Genomic DNA, 15,685 nt, shown 5'->3' on the forward strand with positions numbered 1-15,685 from the left:
GGATGACGCCGCCTGCGGGGCGGACTGCTCCGCTGTGGCTCGCGCTGCCGTTGGCTGCTCTCGGCGGCGCGGTGCTCGACCAGGGTTTCCCCGACGCCGACGTCTGGCTGCTCGCGATCCTCGGGGCGGCCGCGATCCTGCTGGCCCTCGCCGGTCGCGGGTTCTGGAGCGGTGCGCTCGTCGGTCTCGTCGGCGGCGGCGTGTTCTGGGGCGTCCACATCTCGTGGCTCACGCTCTACCTCGGTCTGGTCCCGTGGGCCGCGCTCGCGGGCCTGCAGGCGATCTTCTTCGCGCTGTCGGCGGGGCTGATGGCCGTCGTCTCGACGCGGGGGCACCGAGTGTGGACCGGTCCGCTGGGCCGGATGGTCGGGCTGCCCGCGATCCTGGCGGCCCTCTGGGCGGGTCGCGAGACGATCACGAACGTCTGGCCCTACGGCGGCTTCGCCTGGGGGAGGCTCGCCCTGTCGCAGTCCACGGGTCCGCTCGCCGAGCTCGCCGCATGGGTCGGCTTCGCGGGGCTCAGCTTCGTCGTCGCCTTCCTCGCGGCCGCGCTCGCACAGGCGGTCCGCGAGGTCAGCGTCCCCGCGACCGGACGGGTCGCGGCCGTCGCCGGATTCACGATCGTCGCCCTCGTGTTCCCCGCCTGGCCGGCGCCGACGGAGGGCACGGCGCGCATCGCCGCGATCCAGGGCGACTCCGATGCGGGCCTGTTCTCGCAGAGCTACCGCGGGCAGATCCTCGAGGACCACACCTCGGCGACCCTGCCCGTCCTCGACGAGGACGTCGACATGGTGGTCTGGCCGGAGAACGGCGTCGACATCGATCCGACGAGGAACGCGCAGTCGGCCGCGGTGCTCGACTACCTGAGCCGCACGATGGACGCGCCCTTCATCGTCGGCACGATCACGAACCCCGAGGAGGACGTGTTCTACAACAGCTCGCTGCTGTGGAAGGCGGGGGAGGGCGCGACGCAGGTCTACGACAAGGTCCACCCGGTGCCGTTCGCCGAGTACATGCCCGATCGGGCATTCTGGCGGATCTTCGCTCCGGATCTCGTCGACCTCGTCAGTCGCGACTACTCGATCGGCACCCGCTCGAACGTCTTCGACATCGACGGCATCCTCGCCGGTATCGCGATCTGCTTCGACATCTCGGACGACGCCCTCACCAACGCGATGGTCGACGGCGGTGCGCAGGTGATCCTGGCGCAGACGAACAACGCCGACTTCGGCCGCACCGACGAGAGCGTGCAGCAGCTGGCCATCGCCAGGCTCCGGGCCATCGAGACGGGGCGGAGCGTCGTCAACATCTCGACCGTCGGGACCAGCGCGATCATCGGCCCGGACGGCGCGACGATCGACTCCCTGACATGGTTCGAGCCGGGTGCCATGGTGGACGAGGTCCCCCTCGCCTCCACCACGACCCCGGCTCTGGTGTGGGCCCGCGACCTCGGCTGGTACTTCCTGGCCGCCGGTCTGATCGCCCTGGTCTCGTTCGTCCTGCGGACGTGCGAGCCGCGACGACGGGCTCGGGTCCGGCGCTAGACGCCGATCCGATACCCGCCGCGACCGGCGCTATGCGCCGATCTTGTGCTCCCCGCGTCGGGCACGGAGGAAGGCGAGTCGCTCTTCGAGCAGCTCCTCCAGCTCCGCGCGCGTGCGGCGTTCGAGCAGCATGTCCCAGTGGGTGCGGACGGCTTTCTGCTCACCCCGGTCGATGACGACGGGCTTGGAATCCACCATCAGGATGGCTTCGTGGCCGCATGAGCGGCACTCCCAGGTCTCCGGCGCTTCGGCGTCGGCCGAGAACACCATGTCGGTGTCGTAGCCGCAATTCGAGCAGTGGTACTCGTACGTCGAACGCGGTGAGAAGACGACGCCTTCTTCGCTCTGCAGGCTCTGGGATCCGAGCCTCATGCCGCGCAAGCTTCGATCTGCCATTGTGTGGTCTCCTCTCGCTGTGCTCCGACCAGTGTCGACCGCCTACCTGGAGGTGGTCCCGGCGGACCATCCTTTGCCAGAGAACAATCAGGTCGGAGCGGATTTCCGCGCCTGCTCAGCGCTGCGGCCCGGCGCCCCGGAGGAACGCGTCGACGGCCGCCCGAGCGAGGTCGGTGCGGTCGGTCACGAGCCCGTCGACGCCCAGCTCGAGCAGCTCCGTCATCCGCTGTCGGTCGTTCACGGTCCAGAGGTGGATCTCGCAGCCGGAGGAGCGCAGGCGCGCCAGGATCCGTGGAGTCGTGACCCGCAACCCGAGCGCGCTCTCGGGCACCTGAAGGGCGTCGACGCCCCGGAGGGCCACGCGCACGACCGCAGTGGCGTTCGCGTGTGCGGCCACGAGTGCGAGCAGGAACAGGGGAGCGGAGGCGGAGGTCGCCGCCCCGGGAAGCCCTCGGAGGGTGCGCCGGCGGCGCGACTCCGAGAAGGAGGTGATGAGGACCCGCGACTCGGCGTGAGCGCCCCGCACCGCCGCGATGGTCGCGTCCACCGCCTCACGCGCCTTCACGTCGATGTTGAAGCGCGCCTCGGGGAAGCGATGGAGCGCCTCCGCGAGGGAGACCGGGTGCTCGCCGCCATCGAGCACGAGCCGCTCGAGCTCCTCGGCGCGGAGGCGGTCGACGCGGTGCCGATGGCCCGTCTCGTCGACGACCTCGTCGTCGTGCTGGAGGAACGCCACTCCGTCGAGCGAGGCGCGCACGTCGGTCTCGAGCAGGTCGGCCCCTGCATCGAGGGCCCGCTGGAAGGCGCCGATCGTGTTGCCGGGGCCGCGGGAGCCGAAGCCGCGGTGCGCGAGGACGCGGGGCCGCGGACCCTCGAGGAAGGGAACGCGGTCCCGGTCGCTCACCGGCGCGGTGCGGGTCAGAAGGACGGGGTCGGGGGAGTGCCGGACGCGTCGCTCGGACGATCGGCTCTCGCGGCGTTCTGCCCGAACGCGTGACCGACGCCCTTGAGCGCCTCCGTGAGCTCACTCGGGATGACCCAGAGCTTGTTGGCGCTGCCCTCGGCGATCTTCGGGAGCGTCTGCAGGTACTGGTAGGCGAGCAGCTCGGCGTCGGGGCGGCCGTCGTGGATCGCCTGGAAGACCGTGGTGATGGCCTTCGCCTCACCCTCCGCGCGGAGGACGGCGGCCTTGGCCTGACCCTCCGCCGCGAGGATGGCGGCCTGACGCTGTCCCTCCGCGTTGAGGATCTGGGACTGCTTCGTCCCCTCCGCAGTGAGGATGACGGCCCGACGGTCGCGCTCGGCGCGCATCTGCTTCTCCATCGAGTCCTGGATGGACAGGGGCGGGTCGATCGCCTTCAGCTCGACGCGTCCGACGCGGATGCCCCACTTGCCGGTGGCCTCGTCGAGGACGATGCGCAGCTGTCCGTTGATGTTGTCCCGCGAGGTCAGCGCCTCCTCGAGGTTCAGCCCGCCGACCACGTTGCGGAGAGTGGTCGTGGTGAGCTGCTCGACGGCACCGAGGTAGTTCGCGATCTCGTACGTCGCCGCGCGCGCGTCCGTCACCTGGAAGTAGACGACCGTGTCGATCGACACCACGAGGTTGTCCTCGGTGATCACGGGCTGCGGCGGGAAGGAGACGACCTGCTCGCGGAGATCGATCAGCGGGCGGACGCGGTCGATGAACGGCACGACGAGGTTCAGGCCGGGGAGGAGGGTCTTGTGGTATTTGCCGAGACGCTCGACGACTCCCGCGGTGGCCTGGGGAATGATCCGGATCGACCGGAAAAGGATGGTCAGGACGAAGAGGACGATGGCGACGACGACGACCGTCGTCACGATGGCGGAGGTGTTCACGAGGAGCTCCTTTCGGCGGGGACGACCACGGCCGTCGCGCCTTCGATGGCGGTGACGACGACACGCTCGCCGACTCCGAGCGGGCGGTTCTCGACGAGGGGGGACAGGCGCGCCGTCCACGTCTCGCCGTTGGCGAGCTTGACCTGACCCGGGCCCGAGCCGGCGATGACGACGCTGCCGGCGAGACCGAGGAGGGCATCGGAGCCGGTGGGCGTCGGGTCGCCTCCCCGCTTGAGGAGTCTCAGCAGCGGTGGCCGCACGGTGAACAGCAGCAGGGCTGCGATCACCGCCGCGACGGGGACCTGCACCCAGAAGGGAGCGCCGACGAGGCCGGTCAGCAGGCCGCCGACACTGCCCACGGCGAGCATCAGGAAGGTGAACTCGAGTGTGATCATCTCGACGATCACGAAGATCAGAATGAGCGCGAGCCAGAGGATCCACGCGAACTGGGTGACAGCATCCATTGCCGTTGCTCCTTCCCCACGATGAGCCCTTCCACGGTACCAAGGCCCCCCGTCAACGGGCTGGGAGGGGGATTGGTAGGCTCCTCGGCGGGCCCTGGGGCCCGTCATCGTGCCCGATCCGGTTCGTCGCCGGCGTCCTGAAGGATCTCCTCGTGTCCAACCCCCTCGCTCCCGGTTCTCTCGACGGCAAGCGGATCCTCGTGACCGGCTCGTCCCGCGGGATCGGCGCCGACACGATCCGCTACTTCGCCGAGGCCGGCGCCCGCGTCGTCGTCAACTACCGCTCGAAGGCGCCCCGCGCGACGAAGCTCGTCGACCAGATCGTCGCCGCCGGCGGCTCGGCCTTCGCGGTCGGCTCCGACCTCACCGACGCGGAGTCGCGCTCGGCGCTCTTCGCGCGCATCGAGGAGGAGCTCGGTGGTCTCGACGTCCTCGTGCTGAACGCCTCCGGGGGCATGGAGAGCAACATGGGGGAGGACTACGCGATGGTCCTCAACCGCGACTCGCAGGTCGCCACGCTCGAGGCGGCGCTCCCGCTGCTCGGCGCCGGGTCGCGCGTCGTCTTCGTGACGAGCCACCAGGCGCACTTCATCCGCACGACCCCGACGATGCCCGAGTACGAGCCGGTCGCGCTGTCGAAGCGGGCGGGCGAGGACGCGCTGCGCGAGCGGATCGCCGAGCTGTCGGAGCGGGGCGTCGAGTTCGTCGTCGTCTCGGGCGACATGATCGAGGGCACCATCACGGCGACGCTCCTCGAGCGCTCGAATCCCGGCGCCATCAGCTCGCGGCGCGAGTCGGCCGGGAAGCTCTACAACGTGGGGGAGTTCGCGGCGGAGGTCGCACTCGCGGCTGTCGAGCAGATCCCGGCGGACAACACGCGGCTCGTGGGCGACACGTCGGACTTCGTCGCGAAGTAGGCCATCGGCCGGGTGGCCCGCTCAGCGCTCGAATCGAGATCCACCAGTGTCGGATGGCCGTGTCGACGGCCTGACCTGAAGCTCGTCGGTCTCGATACGCCCCTGCGGGGCTACTCGACCAGCGTGGGGGCCGATGCGCGCCGATGACGGCGGGCACGTGCTTCGGGTGCAGGAGCGCTTGTCGGCACTCGTGCCTTGATCCGATAATGCACATTATGTCAGTTTGCTCTGCGGAAGATGCACGAATGGGATCCCCTCCTACGAGTCGGCGAGTGAAACGCTGTCGACGGAGTGAATGCCTCCTGCCGGGCCGTTCTTGCGTGGAGGCGCGCGAACCTGATGCCCCCACCGGCGCCGTAGAAGCTTCGCGCTGCTCGATGAGCGAGAGGACATAAGCTCGCCCACATGGCAGCCGGCGCAGTGATGCACAACTTCGCGATACAGCTAGCTGATGTGGACCGCGGCGTCTACGAAGACATCACACTGCGGGCCGCTCGGCACCCGTCCGAGACCGACGCGTACATGATGACGCGCGTGCTCGCCTACTGCCTCGAATACGTGGAGGGGATCACCTTCAGCGAGGGGATCTCGTCGACGGCGACCGAGCCGGCGGTGCTGGTCCGCGATCTCACCGGCAGGCTGACCACGTGGATCGAGGTGGGCGCGCCGGATGCCGAGCGACTGCACTTCGGGAGCAAGCTGGCCGACCGCACGACGGTCTACACGCATCGCAACCCGGAGAAGGTGATCGCGGCGTGGTCCGGCAAGCGCGTCCACCAGCTCGAGCAGATCACCGTGCAGAGCTTCGACCACGGGTTTCTGGATGCCGCGGTCGCGGTACTCGAGCGCCGCAACACGCTGACCGTGTCGGTCGTCGAGGGGCAGCTGTATCTCGAGTTCAACGGCGTGACGTCGAGCAGCGACATCCACGTGCATCAGTTGGGCTGAGCCGGCGCGAGAGGGTGCTCAGCGTTGCGGGAGCTTCGCGGCGGGAGCGGTGATGGCGCGTCGCGCTGCCCGGTTGCCTCTGCGCTGAGACCCATGTGTGCACCCTCGCACGCAGTCGCCCCGCTGCCCGCAGCACCGCCGGATCTGTGGCGGCGCTACCTCGACGTGATTTTCAACGGGCTCCGGCCAGACGGTGCGCACCCGCTCCACGGCGATTCGTCGACGGCTACCCGCTGAGTCCACGCGCGGCATCGAAGAAGTTCCCCGTCCCGGCACCACTGGACCCTGCGGGAACGCTGAGCTTCGTTTCCAGTAATCGAGAGTTTGTCAGTTCGCGGAGACGACCGCTCCTTTAGCCGCGCGGGGCCGCTACAGTCGAGACATCGTGTTCTCCGCGGCGTGCCGCAGACCTGCCGAAATGGTGCTCGTGATCTTCCGCCGCCGTCGTGCTCGCCCCGTGTCCTCCCTGGCGATCGGCGCGCTGGCCGTGGTCGCGCTCGTCGCCGGGCCGGCGGTCCAGGCGAGTGCCGACGAGCAGTCCATCAGCGGGACGATCCGGACGCCCGCGGGCGCGCCAGGCTCGCATCGCTACGCCGTCGAGGCGTGGAGTCTCGGCCAGGGCGGGCCGCGGACGGCGGTCCTGCTCGCGTCCACCGAGGTGACGCTCGGCAGCGGCGTCACCGGTGGATACACCCTCACCGGAGATCTCGGCGGCAGCTCCCCCGTGGTCCGCGTCGTCGAGCGACCGGCTGACGGACGCGTTCCTACGGTGGGGGACGAGTTCTGGAAGGACTCCGGCTCGGTCGCCGGTGCCTCGACGGTCGATCTGCGGAGCGGCTCCGCGTCGGGCATCGACCTCTCCCCCTCCGTCTACGCCTTCTCGAGCAGCCGGGTCGCCGGCACCGACCGCTACGGCACGTCGGTCGCGACCACGCAGGCGTTCGAGCCCGGAGTGCCGGTCCTCTACATCGCGAGCGGCGCGAAGTGGGCCGACGCGCTCAGTGCGGGTCCCGCAGCCGCGGTCCGAGGCGGAGCGCTCCTCCTCACCGATCCGGACCGGCTCACGGACGCGGTGTCCGCCGAGATCAGGCGGCTCGCGCCGAAGAAGGTCATCGTCGTCGGGAGCGAGCTGACCGTCTCGGGTCCCGTGTACCAGCAGATCCGCGGTCTCGTCGGCGAGATCACCCGGATCGGCGGCACCGACCGGTACGACACCTCGCGGCGGCTCGTCGCCGACGCCTTCGGGTCCGACACGACGTCGGAAGTGTTCCTCGCCACGGGCGGGAACTTCCCCGACGCGCTGTCGATCGCCCCGGTCGCCGGCCGGACCGGTCAGCCCGTCCTCCTCGTGGACGGGGCGGAGGACGGCCTCGACGAGGAGACCCGCGAGGCGGTGGCGAGTCTCAGCCCGTCGCGAGCGGTCGTGCTCGGCCGGACGCCCTCGATCTCCTCCGGTATCGAGAAGCAGCTCGTCTCGTCGGGCGTCGTTCCTGCGACGCAGCGCATCGGCGGTGCGAGCCGGTACGAGACTAGCCGCCTGATCAACGAGGCGTGGCCCTCGGCGCCGCTCCTGGACACCACGTATCTCGCGTCGGGCGAGGGCTTCGCCGACGCGCTCTCCGGAGCGACGGTCGCGGCGGCCCAGGGGGTGTCGGTCTCGCTGAGCCGCCCGGACTGCGTTCCCGCGGCGACGGTGGACTCGCTCAGACGCGCCCACATCGACTCGGTGAAGGTCCTCGGGAGCGAGCTCACGCTGTCGCGTGCGGCCGGCAGAGTCACCTCCTGCGACGACGGGGGCTCCACGCCATCGCCCACTCCTGTTCCCACCTCCTCCCCCGTGCCGACAGCGACGACCACTCCGACGGCCGCCCCCACTCCGACGGCGACCCCGACGAGCACTCCTCGTCCGACATCCACCCCGCCGACCGCCGACGTGCCCGCCCCGATGACCGAGTGGGACTTCTCCGAGTCCGGTGCCCCGTACTACTCGTCGGCCGGCGATCTCCCGCTGAGCCAGGCGGGCAAGACTCAGGCGACGACCACCACGACGCCGTGGGGGTCCGGGGTGACCATGACCGGCACCAGCTTCCTCCGCGTCGCAGCGCAGGATGCGGGGCGCCTCACCGTCGGCGCGACCGGGAACGCGGTGACGGTCGCGACCTGGGTGTACATGACGGACAACAGCACCGGCTTCGTCGCGGGCGCGTGGAACGAGAACGAGACGAACCACGGCCGCTCCTACGGGCTGTTCTACGACCTGGGCCTGTACGGCGGCGACGAGCGGACCAACTTCCACGTCTCCCGCACCGGCGGACCCACCCCGGGCTATCCCTACTCGCGGGACTACTCCTCCTCGGGCGACACCTTCCTCCGCGACACGTGGCAGTTGCACGTGGGCACCTACGACGGCACTCGAGCCGTCTCGTACCTCGACGGGACCGCCGTGGCCTACCCGCGCTTCGTCGACAACCAGGGGAACACCTACGCGAAGAACCCCTACCTGTTCCCCGACGGCCTGAACCCCACCGCCGGTGACTTCACGGTGGGAGCGGTGGAGCTCTCGTCGGGCCCCGGCAACTACGCGAAGGGCGCTTTCGCGAAGATCCGGGTGTGGGACAGCGCGCTGACCGCCGAGCAGGTCCGCGCGCTGTACACGGCGGAGAGCTCAGCGCTCCGCTGACGAGGCCGGGTGCGGGTCGACCGCCGGTACCGGCCGCAGCCGCTTCTCGAAGAACCGGGCGTCGGGCTCGTCGCTCCAGTAGCCGAAGCCCGGGATCGAGGCGTAGCCGGAGCTGCTGTAGAGCGCCATCGCCTCGGGCTGCTCGGTGCCGGTGACCAGGCGCAGCACCTCCACTCCGTCGCGCCGAGCCAGGTTCTCGACGCCGGCGAGGAGGAGGCGGCTGAGACCGCGTCCTCGCGCCGACTCGGCGACGAACATCCGCTTGATCTCCGCGACCCGGCCGTGGATCGACAGGGCGACGCAGCCGGCCGGCTCGTCGCCGACGCTGAGCAGGAGGGCCGGCGCGTCCGAGGGCGGACGCTCCCCGGTGTCCTCTCCCCCGTAGCGCCGCAGGAGCTCCGCCTCCTGGAGGGCGAACAGCGTCGTGGCTCGGGCGTCTTGGGCGGTGGTCTCGATCAGGCGGGGCTCGTCGTGCACAGCAGCGATGCTACGGCCGCGGAGTCCCGCCGAGTGCTCGAACTGCTCCGCGGAGGAGTCCGCCCTCGGCCCGGACCCCACCGGTGCTCTCCCGACACGAGGTCGCCGCGGCTCGTGCCACCGGAGATGTCACCGATACTTGTCCCATGGTCGTCGGGCGCATCGGTGTCGTCGACACGCATTTCCAGCCGATCGTCGATCTCGCGTCGGGCCGGGTCGTGGCGCACGAGGCGCTCTCGCGGTTCGCGGACGCGTCCGGCCCGGTCTCCCCCGACTCCGCTTTCGAGGACGCCTACCGCCGAGGGGCCGTCGAGATCGTGGACGACCAGTGCATCAGTCGCGCGGTCGTGGCCGCGGACGGGCTCGGCGGCCGGGACGCGCACGAGCTGTTCGTGAATGTGGAGCCGCCGACGCTCTGGCGCGGGCAGCTGCCGGCCGGCCTCACGAGCGGCCTGCCGCTCACGATCGAGATCACGGAGCGGGCGCTCGCGCAGGACACGGGCCGGCTGCTCTCCGCCATCGAGCGGCTGCGCGAGCACGGCCACGCCATCGCCGTCGACGACCTCGGCGCGGAGCCCGCGACTCTCGCGCTCCTGCCGCTGATCGCTCCCGACGTGATCAAGCTCGACATGGGCCTCATCCGGCAGCGGCCCGATGTGCACGCGGCCCGCATCATGACAGCGGTCGCCGACTACGCGGGCCGCAACGAGACCGTCGTGCTCGCCGAGGGCATCGAGAACGAGCGGCACGAACTGACCGCGCGCGCCCTCGGCGCCACCCTCGGGCAGGGCTGGCACTACGGCCGTCCCGGGTCGGCGGAGGCGGCCCCGCGGGTGGTCACCAGCTCCGCCGAACGATCCGAGTGGCGGGCCCGGATCGCGCGCTCGGCGTCGGCGGCCTCCGCTCGCGCGGCGACGCCGTTCGAGATCATCAGCGCAGCCGTCCCCGCGCGGCGTGCGGACCGGGCGCTCCTGCTGCAGGTGAGCACCTTCCTCGAGGAGCGCGCGCACTCGGGCGGCGACAGCGCCGTGCTCCTCGCGACCTTCCAGCACGACTCCAACGTGACACCGGCGACACGGCGCCGCTACGAGCGGCTCGCCGACAGCGGCTGCCTGCTGACCGTGTACACGGTCGGCGGCGCCTCGGGTCTCCCCGTCGGGGCGCTCAACCGACTGGTCGACCGCGACGACCGGCTCGCGGCCGAGTGGGACGTGATCGTGCTCACCGCCGACCACGCGGCGGCCCTCACGGCACGCGAGATCGACGCCGCCAGGCACGCCGAGGGCGAGTACGACTTCGTCCTCACCACGGATCGCGAGCTGGTCACGCACGCGGCGCGGGCCCTCCTCGCCCATCGCTGACAGGAGTCGTCGCTCTCGGCGCGACCATGCGGGTATCGGCTCGCAGGTGACCTCGGCCACGCGCAGATGTTGATCGGCGCCTCGAAAGGCGCGACGCTGGGTGCGGGCCGGAGTTCGCAGCCCACTCGATGCAGTGGAGGATCGCATGGGCAGGATCGTCGTCAGCAGCATGGTGAGCGTCGACGGATTCACCGAGGGGGCCGGCGGCGACGTGTCGCAGATGCCGATGGACCTCGCCTTCGCCGAGCACAACGCCGACCGGGTCCGCTCTGCCAGCCGTCTGCTCTTCGGAGCGGTGAGCTACGTCGGGATGATGCAGTACTGGCCGCACCAGGTCGACAACGCCGACGCCATCCCGGAGGACCGCTACATCGCCTCCCGGTACGCGACCGACCTGGGCATCACCGTGGTCTCGGACACTCTCACCCGCGCCGATGTCGCGGTCTGGGGCGATCGCACCGAGATCGTCTCCCGTGCAGACGCGCACGATCACCTCAGGCGGCTGCGCGACTCCGAGGCCGGCGACATCCTCGTCTTCGGCAGCCGCACCCTCTGGACGGACCTGCTGGCCCACGGCCTGGTGGACGAGCTGCACCTCCTCGTCGGGCCGAAGGTCGTCGCCGGCGACGCCCGCGCCTTCACCGGGCTCCCGCAGATCGACCTCACCCTGCTCGGAGTGCGCACCCGGGAGGGCTCGAGCACGGTCGCCCTGTCGTACCGCCCGGAGAACGCCCCCGCAGCGGCCCCGCGCGACGTCGACTACAACTGAGGGCTCTGGTCAGAGGTCGCCCTCGGTGCGATCCTGAACCGGTGACCGATGACACCGCAGCACTCGAACTCCGCACCCTGATCGACGAGCGCGTTCAGGCCATCGCACGGCACGACGCCCTGTACCTCGCGGACGCGCAGGCCGACGATGTCCTGGCCTACAACGTCCTGCCGCCCCTGCGCCTCCGCGGCTCGGATCAGGTGGCGGAGCAGACGCGCGCGTGGTTCGACGGCTACGCGAGCGGTCCCGGCTACGAGGTGCACGACCTGCAGATCGACGTCGGCGGCGACGTCGGCTCGACGGCGTTCCTCTATCACGTGACCGGGACGTTGCACTCCGGCGACGAGGTGTCCATGTGGGTCCGCGCCACGCTGGTCTGGAAGCGCATCGACGGCAGCTGGAGGATCATCCACGACCACGAGTCGATCCCCTGGGATCCCGCCACCGGTCGAGGGCTCACGAACCTCGAACCCTGACGGCGGCCCACTCCCCGCAGCACAGGTCGGTCGACCCTCCGGAGCCGCCGCGCCCTCAGCGCGGTACCGAGTACTGGGCGATGATGACGCCGGTCGTGGTGGTGACGCTCCGCTCCAGCACGAGATCCCTCCGCTCGGCCTCGCCGAACAGCCGCTGCCCGGTGCCCAGCAGGATCGGGTGGATCTGCAGGACGTACTCGTCGACGAGCCCTGCGCGATGGAGGTCCCGGATGAGGGCGCCGCTGCCCAGGACGGTGAGGACTCCGTCGAAGGACTCGCGGAGCGAGCCGACGGTGCCGACCGCGTCGCCCGCCAGGAGGATCGACTCGGGGTACGCCAGTGCCGTCGTCGCGGAGCGGGACACGACGTACTTCGGCACGTGGGTGAGGAAGTCCGTGAACGGGTTCGGAGCCGGTTTCGTCGTCCAGTAGCCGAGCAGATCCTCGTAGGTGCGGCGACCGAAGAGCATCGCTCCGTCGCCGGTCATCCCCTCGGACATGAACGCCGCGGACACCTCGTCCTGGTAGCCGTCTCCCCATCCGCCGTGCGGGAACCCACCCCGGGTGTCCTCGTCCGGGCGTCCGAGGCCCTGCATGACCCCGTCGAGGCTCATGCTCTCCGTCGCGCTGATCCGTCCCACCGTGCCACTCCCCCTCGTCGCACCACCGCGTGCGATACGCGCAGACTAGACCGAGGAGCCGCATCCGGCGATGCTGCGTCATCGTCTCCGCCCTGACGTCCCTCGGCGAGAGCTCGAGGAGGCGTTCACAGGGGGCGACCCGAGCAGGCGACGGTGTCCCGATCCACTGTCGGGTGACCCTCCCCATCCTGAGACGAAGGAGTGCACAGCATGGCGGCGACCTACACGTGGGACGTCTTCTCCACCCTCGACGGCTACGGGTCCTACGACCCCGGGCCGGAGGGCGTCGACTGGGGAGGCTACTGGTCGAAGCAGGGTCCCGAGCTCCTCGAGCGGCGAGCAGAACTGTTCGCCGAGCCGCAGCGCATGGTCTACGGAGCGACGACCTTCCGCGAGATGGCCGGGATCTTCGCGGCCGGGGTCGACCCGAACGCGCTCGACGAGTGGAACGTGCGGCTCCTGTCGATGCCGGCCACCGTCGTGGCCTCGACCCTGCGGGACACGCTCGGCTGGCCCGACGCGACGATCGAGAGCGGGGACGCGGTGGACATCGTCGGCCGACTCAAGGAGACGTCCGGTGTCCCGCTCCGATCCCAGGCCAGTCTGACCTTGAATCGCGCGCTTCTGGCGGCCGGGCTCGTCGACCGGATCGAGGTGACGGTGTTCCCGGTCATCACGGGACGCACGGGCGTCAGCCCGATTTTCGCCGGGCTGGACGACTACGACCTCGACCTCCTCGACAGCCGCACGCTCGATGGACGGACCCTCGCGCTGACCTACCGGCCGACGAGACGGAGCTGACCCGCGCCTCCGGTCGAATCGGGATCTGCTGGTCCAGCGCTCAACGGTCCTTCTGGCGTCGCGGCCGCGCTCCTCTTCCGCGGAGACTTGCGACGTCTCCTCCTCTCGAAAGGGATCACCATGCTGGCCGGCCTCAGCGCCTTCCCCCTCACGCCCCTCCGCGACGACGCGGTCGACGAACCCGCGTTCGCCGGTCTGATCGAGCGCCTGGCGGGAGCGGGCGTGGACTCGATCACCGCCCTGGGCTCGACCGGGTCCTACCTCTACCTCGACCGCGACGAGCGGCGCCGGGTGGCCGAGTCGGCGGTCGCGCACGCCGGAGCGGTCCCGGTCGTCGTCGGGATCGGGGCACTCCGCACGTCGCAGGTCCTCGCTCTCGCGGAGGATGCGCAGGACGCGGGCGCGAGCGCGCTGCTCCTGGCTCCGGTCACCTACCAGCCGTTGACCGACGACGACGTGCTCGGGCTGTTCGAGGACGTCGCGGCGAACGTCTCCGTGCCGCTGGTGGTCTACGACAATCCCGGAACCACGCATGTCACCTTCACCGATGACCTCTACTCGGCGATCGCGCGTCTGCCGCGGGTCGCCTCGATCAAGATCCCCGGAGTCCCCGCCGACCCGACCGCGGCCGCCCAGCGCGTGCGCACGATCCGGAGGCGCCTGCCCGAGGACGTCACGATCGGGGTGTCCGGGGACGCGTTCGCCGCCCTCGGGCTGAACGGCGGCTGCGACGCCTGGTACTCGGTGATCGGCGGGACCCTCCCCCGGACCGCACTGGCGATCACCCGCGCCGCGCAGGCCGGAGACCACGCGACCGCGACCGCGGAGTCCGTCCGGCTGCAGCCGCTGTGGGATCTCTTCGCGCGGCACGGCGGCAGCTACCGGGTCATCGCCGCTGTCGCGGAGATCCTCGGCCTCGTACCCGAGAACTGCCTCCCGCGCCCGGTGCGCGGCCTCGATGCGCACGCCCGGGCGGAGGTCGCGGAGGTCGTGGCCGCGCTCGAGCTCGACGCGCGGAACGGGTGAGTCGGCCCGTTCAGCTGTTCCAGACTCGAAGGTGGCCTGCCGCGAACGGAGGTGAGGCGGACTCATGAGGTTCGTTAACCTTCGTGCCCCATCCTGTCGACATGACCACTGATCTCGATGTCGACCAGGTCGTCCGCGATGCGACCGCCGCGGTGCGCAAGAAGTACCCCGATCGTGCCGAAGGCGTTGTCGAGGCGATCGTGCGGGACGAGCTGACCAAGCTCCTCGATCGCCCCGTGCAGGACTACCTCTCCGTCCTCACCGAGCGGGCGGCGAAGCAGCGCCTCAAGCGCGACGCCACGACCTAGGCGTGTCTTCCGCCCGTCTCCGTGCCGCGGGGCCGGCAGTCGCTCTCGGCGGCGCAGTCGCCCTGGCTCTCTCGGGCTGCGGCGTGCACTGCCACGAGATCGGCTACACGAACGAGCTCCGCGTCACGGTGCGCGGCGACGATGTCGAGATCATCGCGGACATCGGACTCTGCGCGGAGGACATCTGCGCCTACCCGTCGCAGGCGGCCGCGCCCCCGACCGGGCGTTCCTACTGGGTGACCCACTCCGTGTCGAATCTGTGGATCTACGACTTCGGTGACCATCACCCCGACGCGGTGCACCTCACCCTCCTCGACTCCGCTGGTCGCACCCTGGAGGAGCAGGATCACGAGATCGATTGGGTGCTCACGGACGAGCCCAACGGTGCCGGCTGCGGTTGGCGAGCGGTCCCGTACGACCTGACCGTCGCGCTCTGACGCAAGGGGCCGAGCGAGCCGCCGATGAGTCGACGGCGCCTCAGCGCTCCGATCGGGGCGGCAGGAGGCTCACGCAGTCGCTCCGCAGCGGGGTGAGGACGGCCTCCGCGAAGTCCTCGACCTGGTCGAGCTGCCGGCCCTCGAGGCGCTCGAAGACGCGCGCGCGGACCTCCGCGACATAGCCGGGCTCGACCTCCTCGAGGAGGCCCGCTCCCGACTCGGTCAGCCGGGCCAGCGTCCTGCGGGCGTCCGCCGGATCCGTGCTGCGGGCGAGGAGGTTCCGCTTCTCGAGCCGGGCGACGATCCGCGAGAGGTGCGACGGGGTCACGCTCGCGGTGGCCGCCAGGCGTCCCATGTGCACCTCGCGGTCCTCGCTGACGGAGAGGCAGCGCAGTACTCCGTACTCGGCGTGGCTGAGATCGGCGGAGCGCTCGAGGTAGGCGTCCAGCTCGGCGGGCAGCCACATCATGACCCCCACGAGCAGCGACCAGGTGCGGTCCTCCTGCGGCGAGAGGCGATCGGCTGCGGGCATGCACGCACCTTACCGTCGTTTGCTGCGGAAAGGAAAAGGGCGTAGCGTTCGT

18 protein-coding genes are annotated in these 15,685 nt (G+C 70.5%); 11 read left to right on the forward strand and 7 right to left on the reverse strand.

Going from position 1 to position 15,685, the window contains the following annotated elements; genetic code table 11:
* Positions 1-2: 2 nt before the first annotated feature.
* Complete coding sequence (gene lnt / locus GRS96_RS11535; protein ID WP_159988511.1) at positions 3-1,544, forward strand: apolipoprotein N-acyltransferase; 1,542 nt, start codon at positions 3-5, stop codon at positions 1,542-1,544.
* Between the two features lie 30 nt (positions 1,545-1,574).
* Here lnt and GRS96_RS11540 read toward each other — a convergent pair whose 3' ends face one another.
* The 4 genes from GRS96_RS11540 to GRS96_RS11555 all read right to left on the reverse strand — a co-directional run bounded on the left by GRS96_RS11540 (position 1,575) and on the right by GRS96_RS11555 (position 4,261).
* Positions 1,575-1,940, reverse strand: coding sequence for an RNA polymerase-binding protein RbpA (locus GRS96_RS11540; RefSeq protein WP_159853609.1), 366 nt, complete (start codon positions 1,938-1,940; stop codon positions 1,575-1,577).
* A gap of 115 nt (positions 1,941-2,055) precedes the next feature.
* Positions 2,056-2,844 (reverse strand): glycerophosphodiester phosphodiesterase family protein, encoded by a 789-nt coding sequence (locus GRS96_RS11545; protein ID WP_159988512.1) that lies wholly within the window; start codon positions 2,842-2,844, stop codon positions 2,056-2,058.
* A gap of 14 nt (positions 2,845-2,858) precedes the next feature.
* Complete coding sequence (locus tag GRS96_RS11550; protein WP_159853613.1) at positions 2,859-3,797, reverse strand: SPFH domain-containing protein; 939 nt, start codon at positions 3,795-3,797, stop codon at positions 2,859-2,861.
* Positions 3,794-4,261 (reverse strand): NfeD family protein, encoded by a 468-nt coding sequence (locus GRS96_RS11555; RefSeq protein WP_159853615.1) that lies wholly within the window; start codon positions 4,259-4,261, stop codon positions 3,794-3,796. Before GRS96_RS11555 ends, GRS96_RS11550 begins: the two co-directional genes overlap by 4 nt.
* A 152-nt stretch (positions 4,262-4,413) precedes the next feature.
* On the opposite strand from GRS96_RS11555, the gene GRS96_RS11560 reads away from it, so the two are divergent.
* The 3 genes from GRS96_RS11560 to GRS96_RS11570 all read left to right on the forward strand — a co-directional run bounded on the left by GRS96_RS11560 (position 4,414) and on the right by GRS96_RS11570 (position 8,806).
* Complete coding sequence (locus tag GRS96_RS11560; RefSeq protein WP_159853617.1) at positions 4,414-5,178, forward strand: SDR family oxidoreductase; 765 nt, start codon at positions 4,414-4,416, stop codon at positions 5,176-5,178.
* A gap of 405 nt (positions 5,179-5,583) precedes the next feature.
* Positions 5,584-6,126, forward strand: coding sequence for a YaeQ family protein (locus GRS96_RS11565; RefSeq protein ID WP_159988513.1), 543 nt, complete (start codon positions 5,584-5,586; stop codon positions 6,124-6,126).
* A 418-nt stretch (positions 6,127-6,544) separates the two neighbouring features.
* Positions 6,545-8,806 (forward strand): cell wall-binding repeat-containing protein, encoded by a 2,262-nt coding sequence (locus tag GRS96_RS11570; protein ID WP_159988514.1) that lies wholly within the window; start codon positions 6,545-6,547, stop codon positions 8,804-8,806.
* On the opposite strand, the gene GRS96_RS11575 is transcribed toward GRS96_RS11570, so the two are convergent.
* Positions 8,792-9,283, reverse strand: coding sequence for a GNAT family N-acetyltransferase (locus GRS96_RS11575; RefSeq protein ID WP_204162078.1), 492 nt, complete (start codon positions 9,281-9,283; stop codon positions 8,792-8,794). The two genes, GRS96_RS11570 and GRS96_RS11575, sit on opposite strands and share 15 nt — an antisense overlap.
* A 146-nt stretch (positions 9,284-9,429) precedes the next feature.
* Between GRS96_RS11575 and GRS96_RS11580 the strand changes: the two genes are divergently transcribed.
* The 3 genes from GRS96_RS11580 (at position 9,430) to GRS96_RS11590 (ending at position 11,889) form a co-directional block, all read left to right on the forward strand.
* Positions 9,430-10,644, forward strand: a complete 1,215-nt coding sequence (locus GRS96_RS11580) for a sensor domain-containing phosphodiesterase (RefSeq protein WP_159988515.1) — start codon at positions 9,430-9,432, stop codon at positions 10,642-10,644.
* Positions 10,645-10,789: 145 nt separating this feature from the next.
* Positions 10,790-11,413: a dihydrofolate reductase family protein gene (locus GRS96_RS11585; RefSeq protein ID WP_159988516.1), complete on the forward strand. Its 624-nt coding sequence runs from the start codon at positions 10,790-10,792 to the stop codon at positions 11,411-11,413.
* Between the two features lie 41 nt (positions 11,414-11,454).
* Positions 11,455-11,889: a YybH family protein gene (locus GRS96_RS11590; protein WP_159853627.1), complete on the forward strand. Its 435-nt coding sequence runs from the start codon at positions 11,455-11,457 to the stop codon at positions 11,887-11,889.
* A 55-nt stretch (positions 11,890-11,944) separates the two neighbouring features.
* Here the strand turns inward: GRS96_RS11590 and GRS96_RS11595 are convergent, their stop codons facing one another.
* Entirely contained in the window at positions 11,945-12,502 is a 558-nt protein-coding gene (locus tag GRS96_RS11595) for a dihydrofolate reductase family protein (RefSeq protein ID WP_236553621.1), read from the reverse strand.
* A gap of 237 nt (positions 12,503-12,739) precedes the next feature.
* Between GRS96_RS11595 and GRS96_RS11600 the strand changes: the two genes are divergently transcribed.
* From GRS96_RS11600 to GRS96_RS11615, 4 genes are all read left to right on the forward strand, one after another.
* On the forward strand, positions 12,740-13,330 hold the full coding sequence (locus GRS96_RS11600) for a dihydrofolate reductase family protein (protein ID WP_159988518.1): 591 nt from the start codon (positions 12,740-12,742) through the stop codon (positions 13,328-13,330).
* Between the two features lie 120 nt (positions 13,331-13,450).
* A complete protein-coding gene (locus tag GRS96_RS11605) occupies positions 13,451-14,356 on the forward strand; it encodes a dihydrodipicolinate synthase family protein (protein ID WP_159988519.1) in 906 nt (301 codons plus the stop codon).
* A 101-nt stretch (positions 14,357-14,457) separates the two neighbouring features.
* The gene (locus GRS96_RS11610) at positions 14,458-14,664 is read left to right on the forward strand and encodes a three-helix bundle dimerization domain-containing protein (protein WP_159853635.1); all 207 of its coding nucleotides are present in this window, start codon (positions 14,458-14,460) and stop codon (positions 14,662-14,664) included.
* Positions 14,665-14,666: 2 nt separating this feature from the next.
* Positions 14,667-15,101 (forward strand): hypothetical protein, encoded by a 435-nt coding sequence (locus GRS96_RS11615; protein ID WP_159988520.1) that lies wholly within the window; start codon positions 14,667-14,669, stop codon positions 15,099-15,101.
* A gap of 40 nt (positions 15,102-15,141) precedes the next feature.
* On the opposite strand, the gene GRS96_RS11620 is transcribed toward GRS96_RS11615, so the two are convergent.
* Entirely contained in the window at positions 15,142-15,633 is a 492-nt protein-coding gene (locus tag GRS96_RS11620) for a MarR family winged helix-turn-helix transcriptional regulator (RefSeq protein ID WP_159853639.1), read from the reverse strand.
* Positions 15,634-15,685 lie beyond the last annotated feature (52 nt).

It is taken from the genome of Rathayibacter sp. VKM Ac-2803, assembly GCF_009807175.1.
GTDB lineage: Bacteria > Actinomycetota > Actinomycetes > Actinomycetales > Microbacteriaceae > Rathayibacter.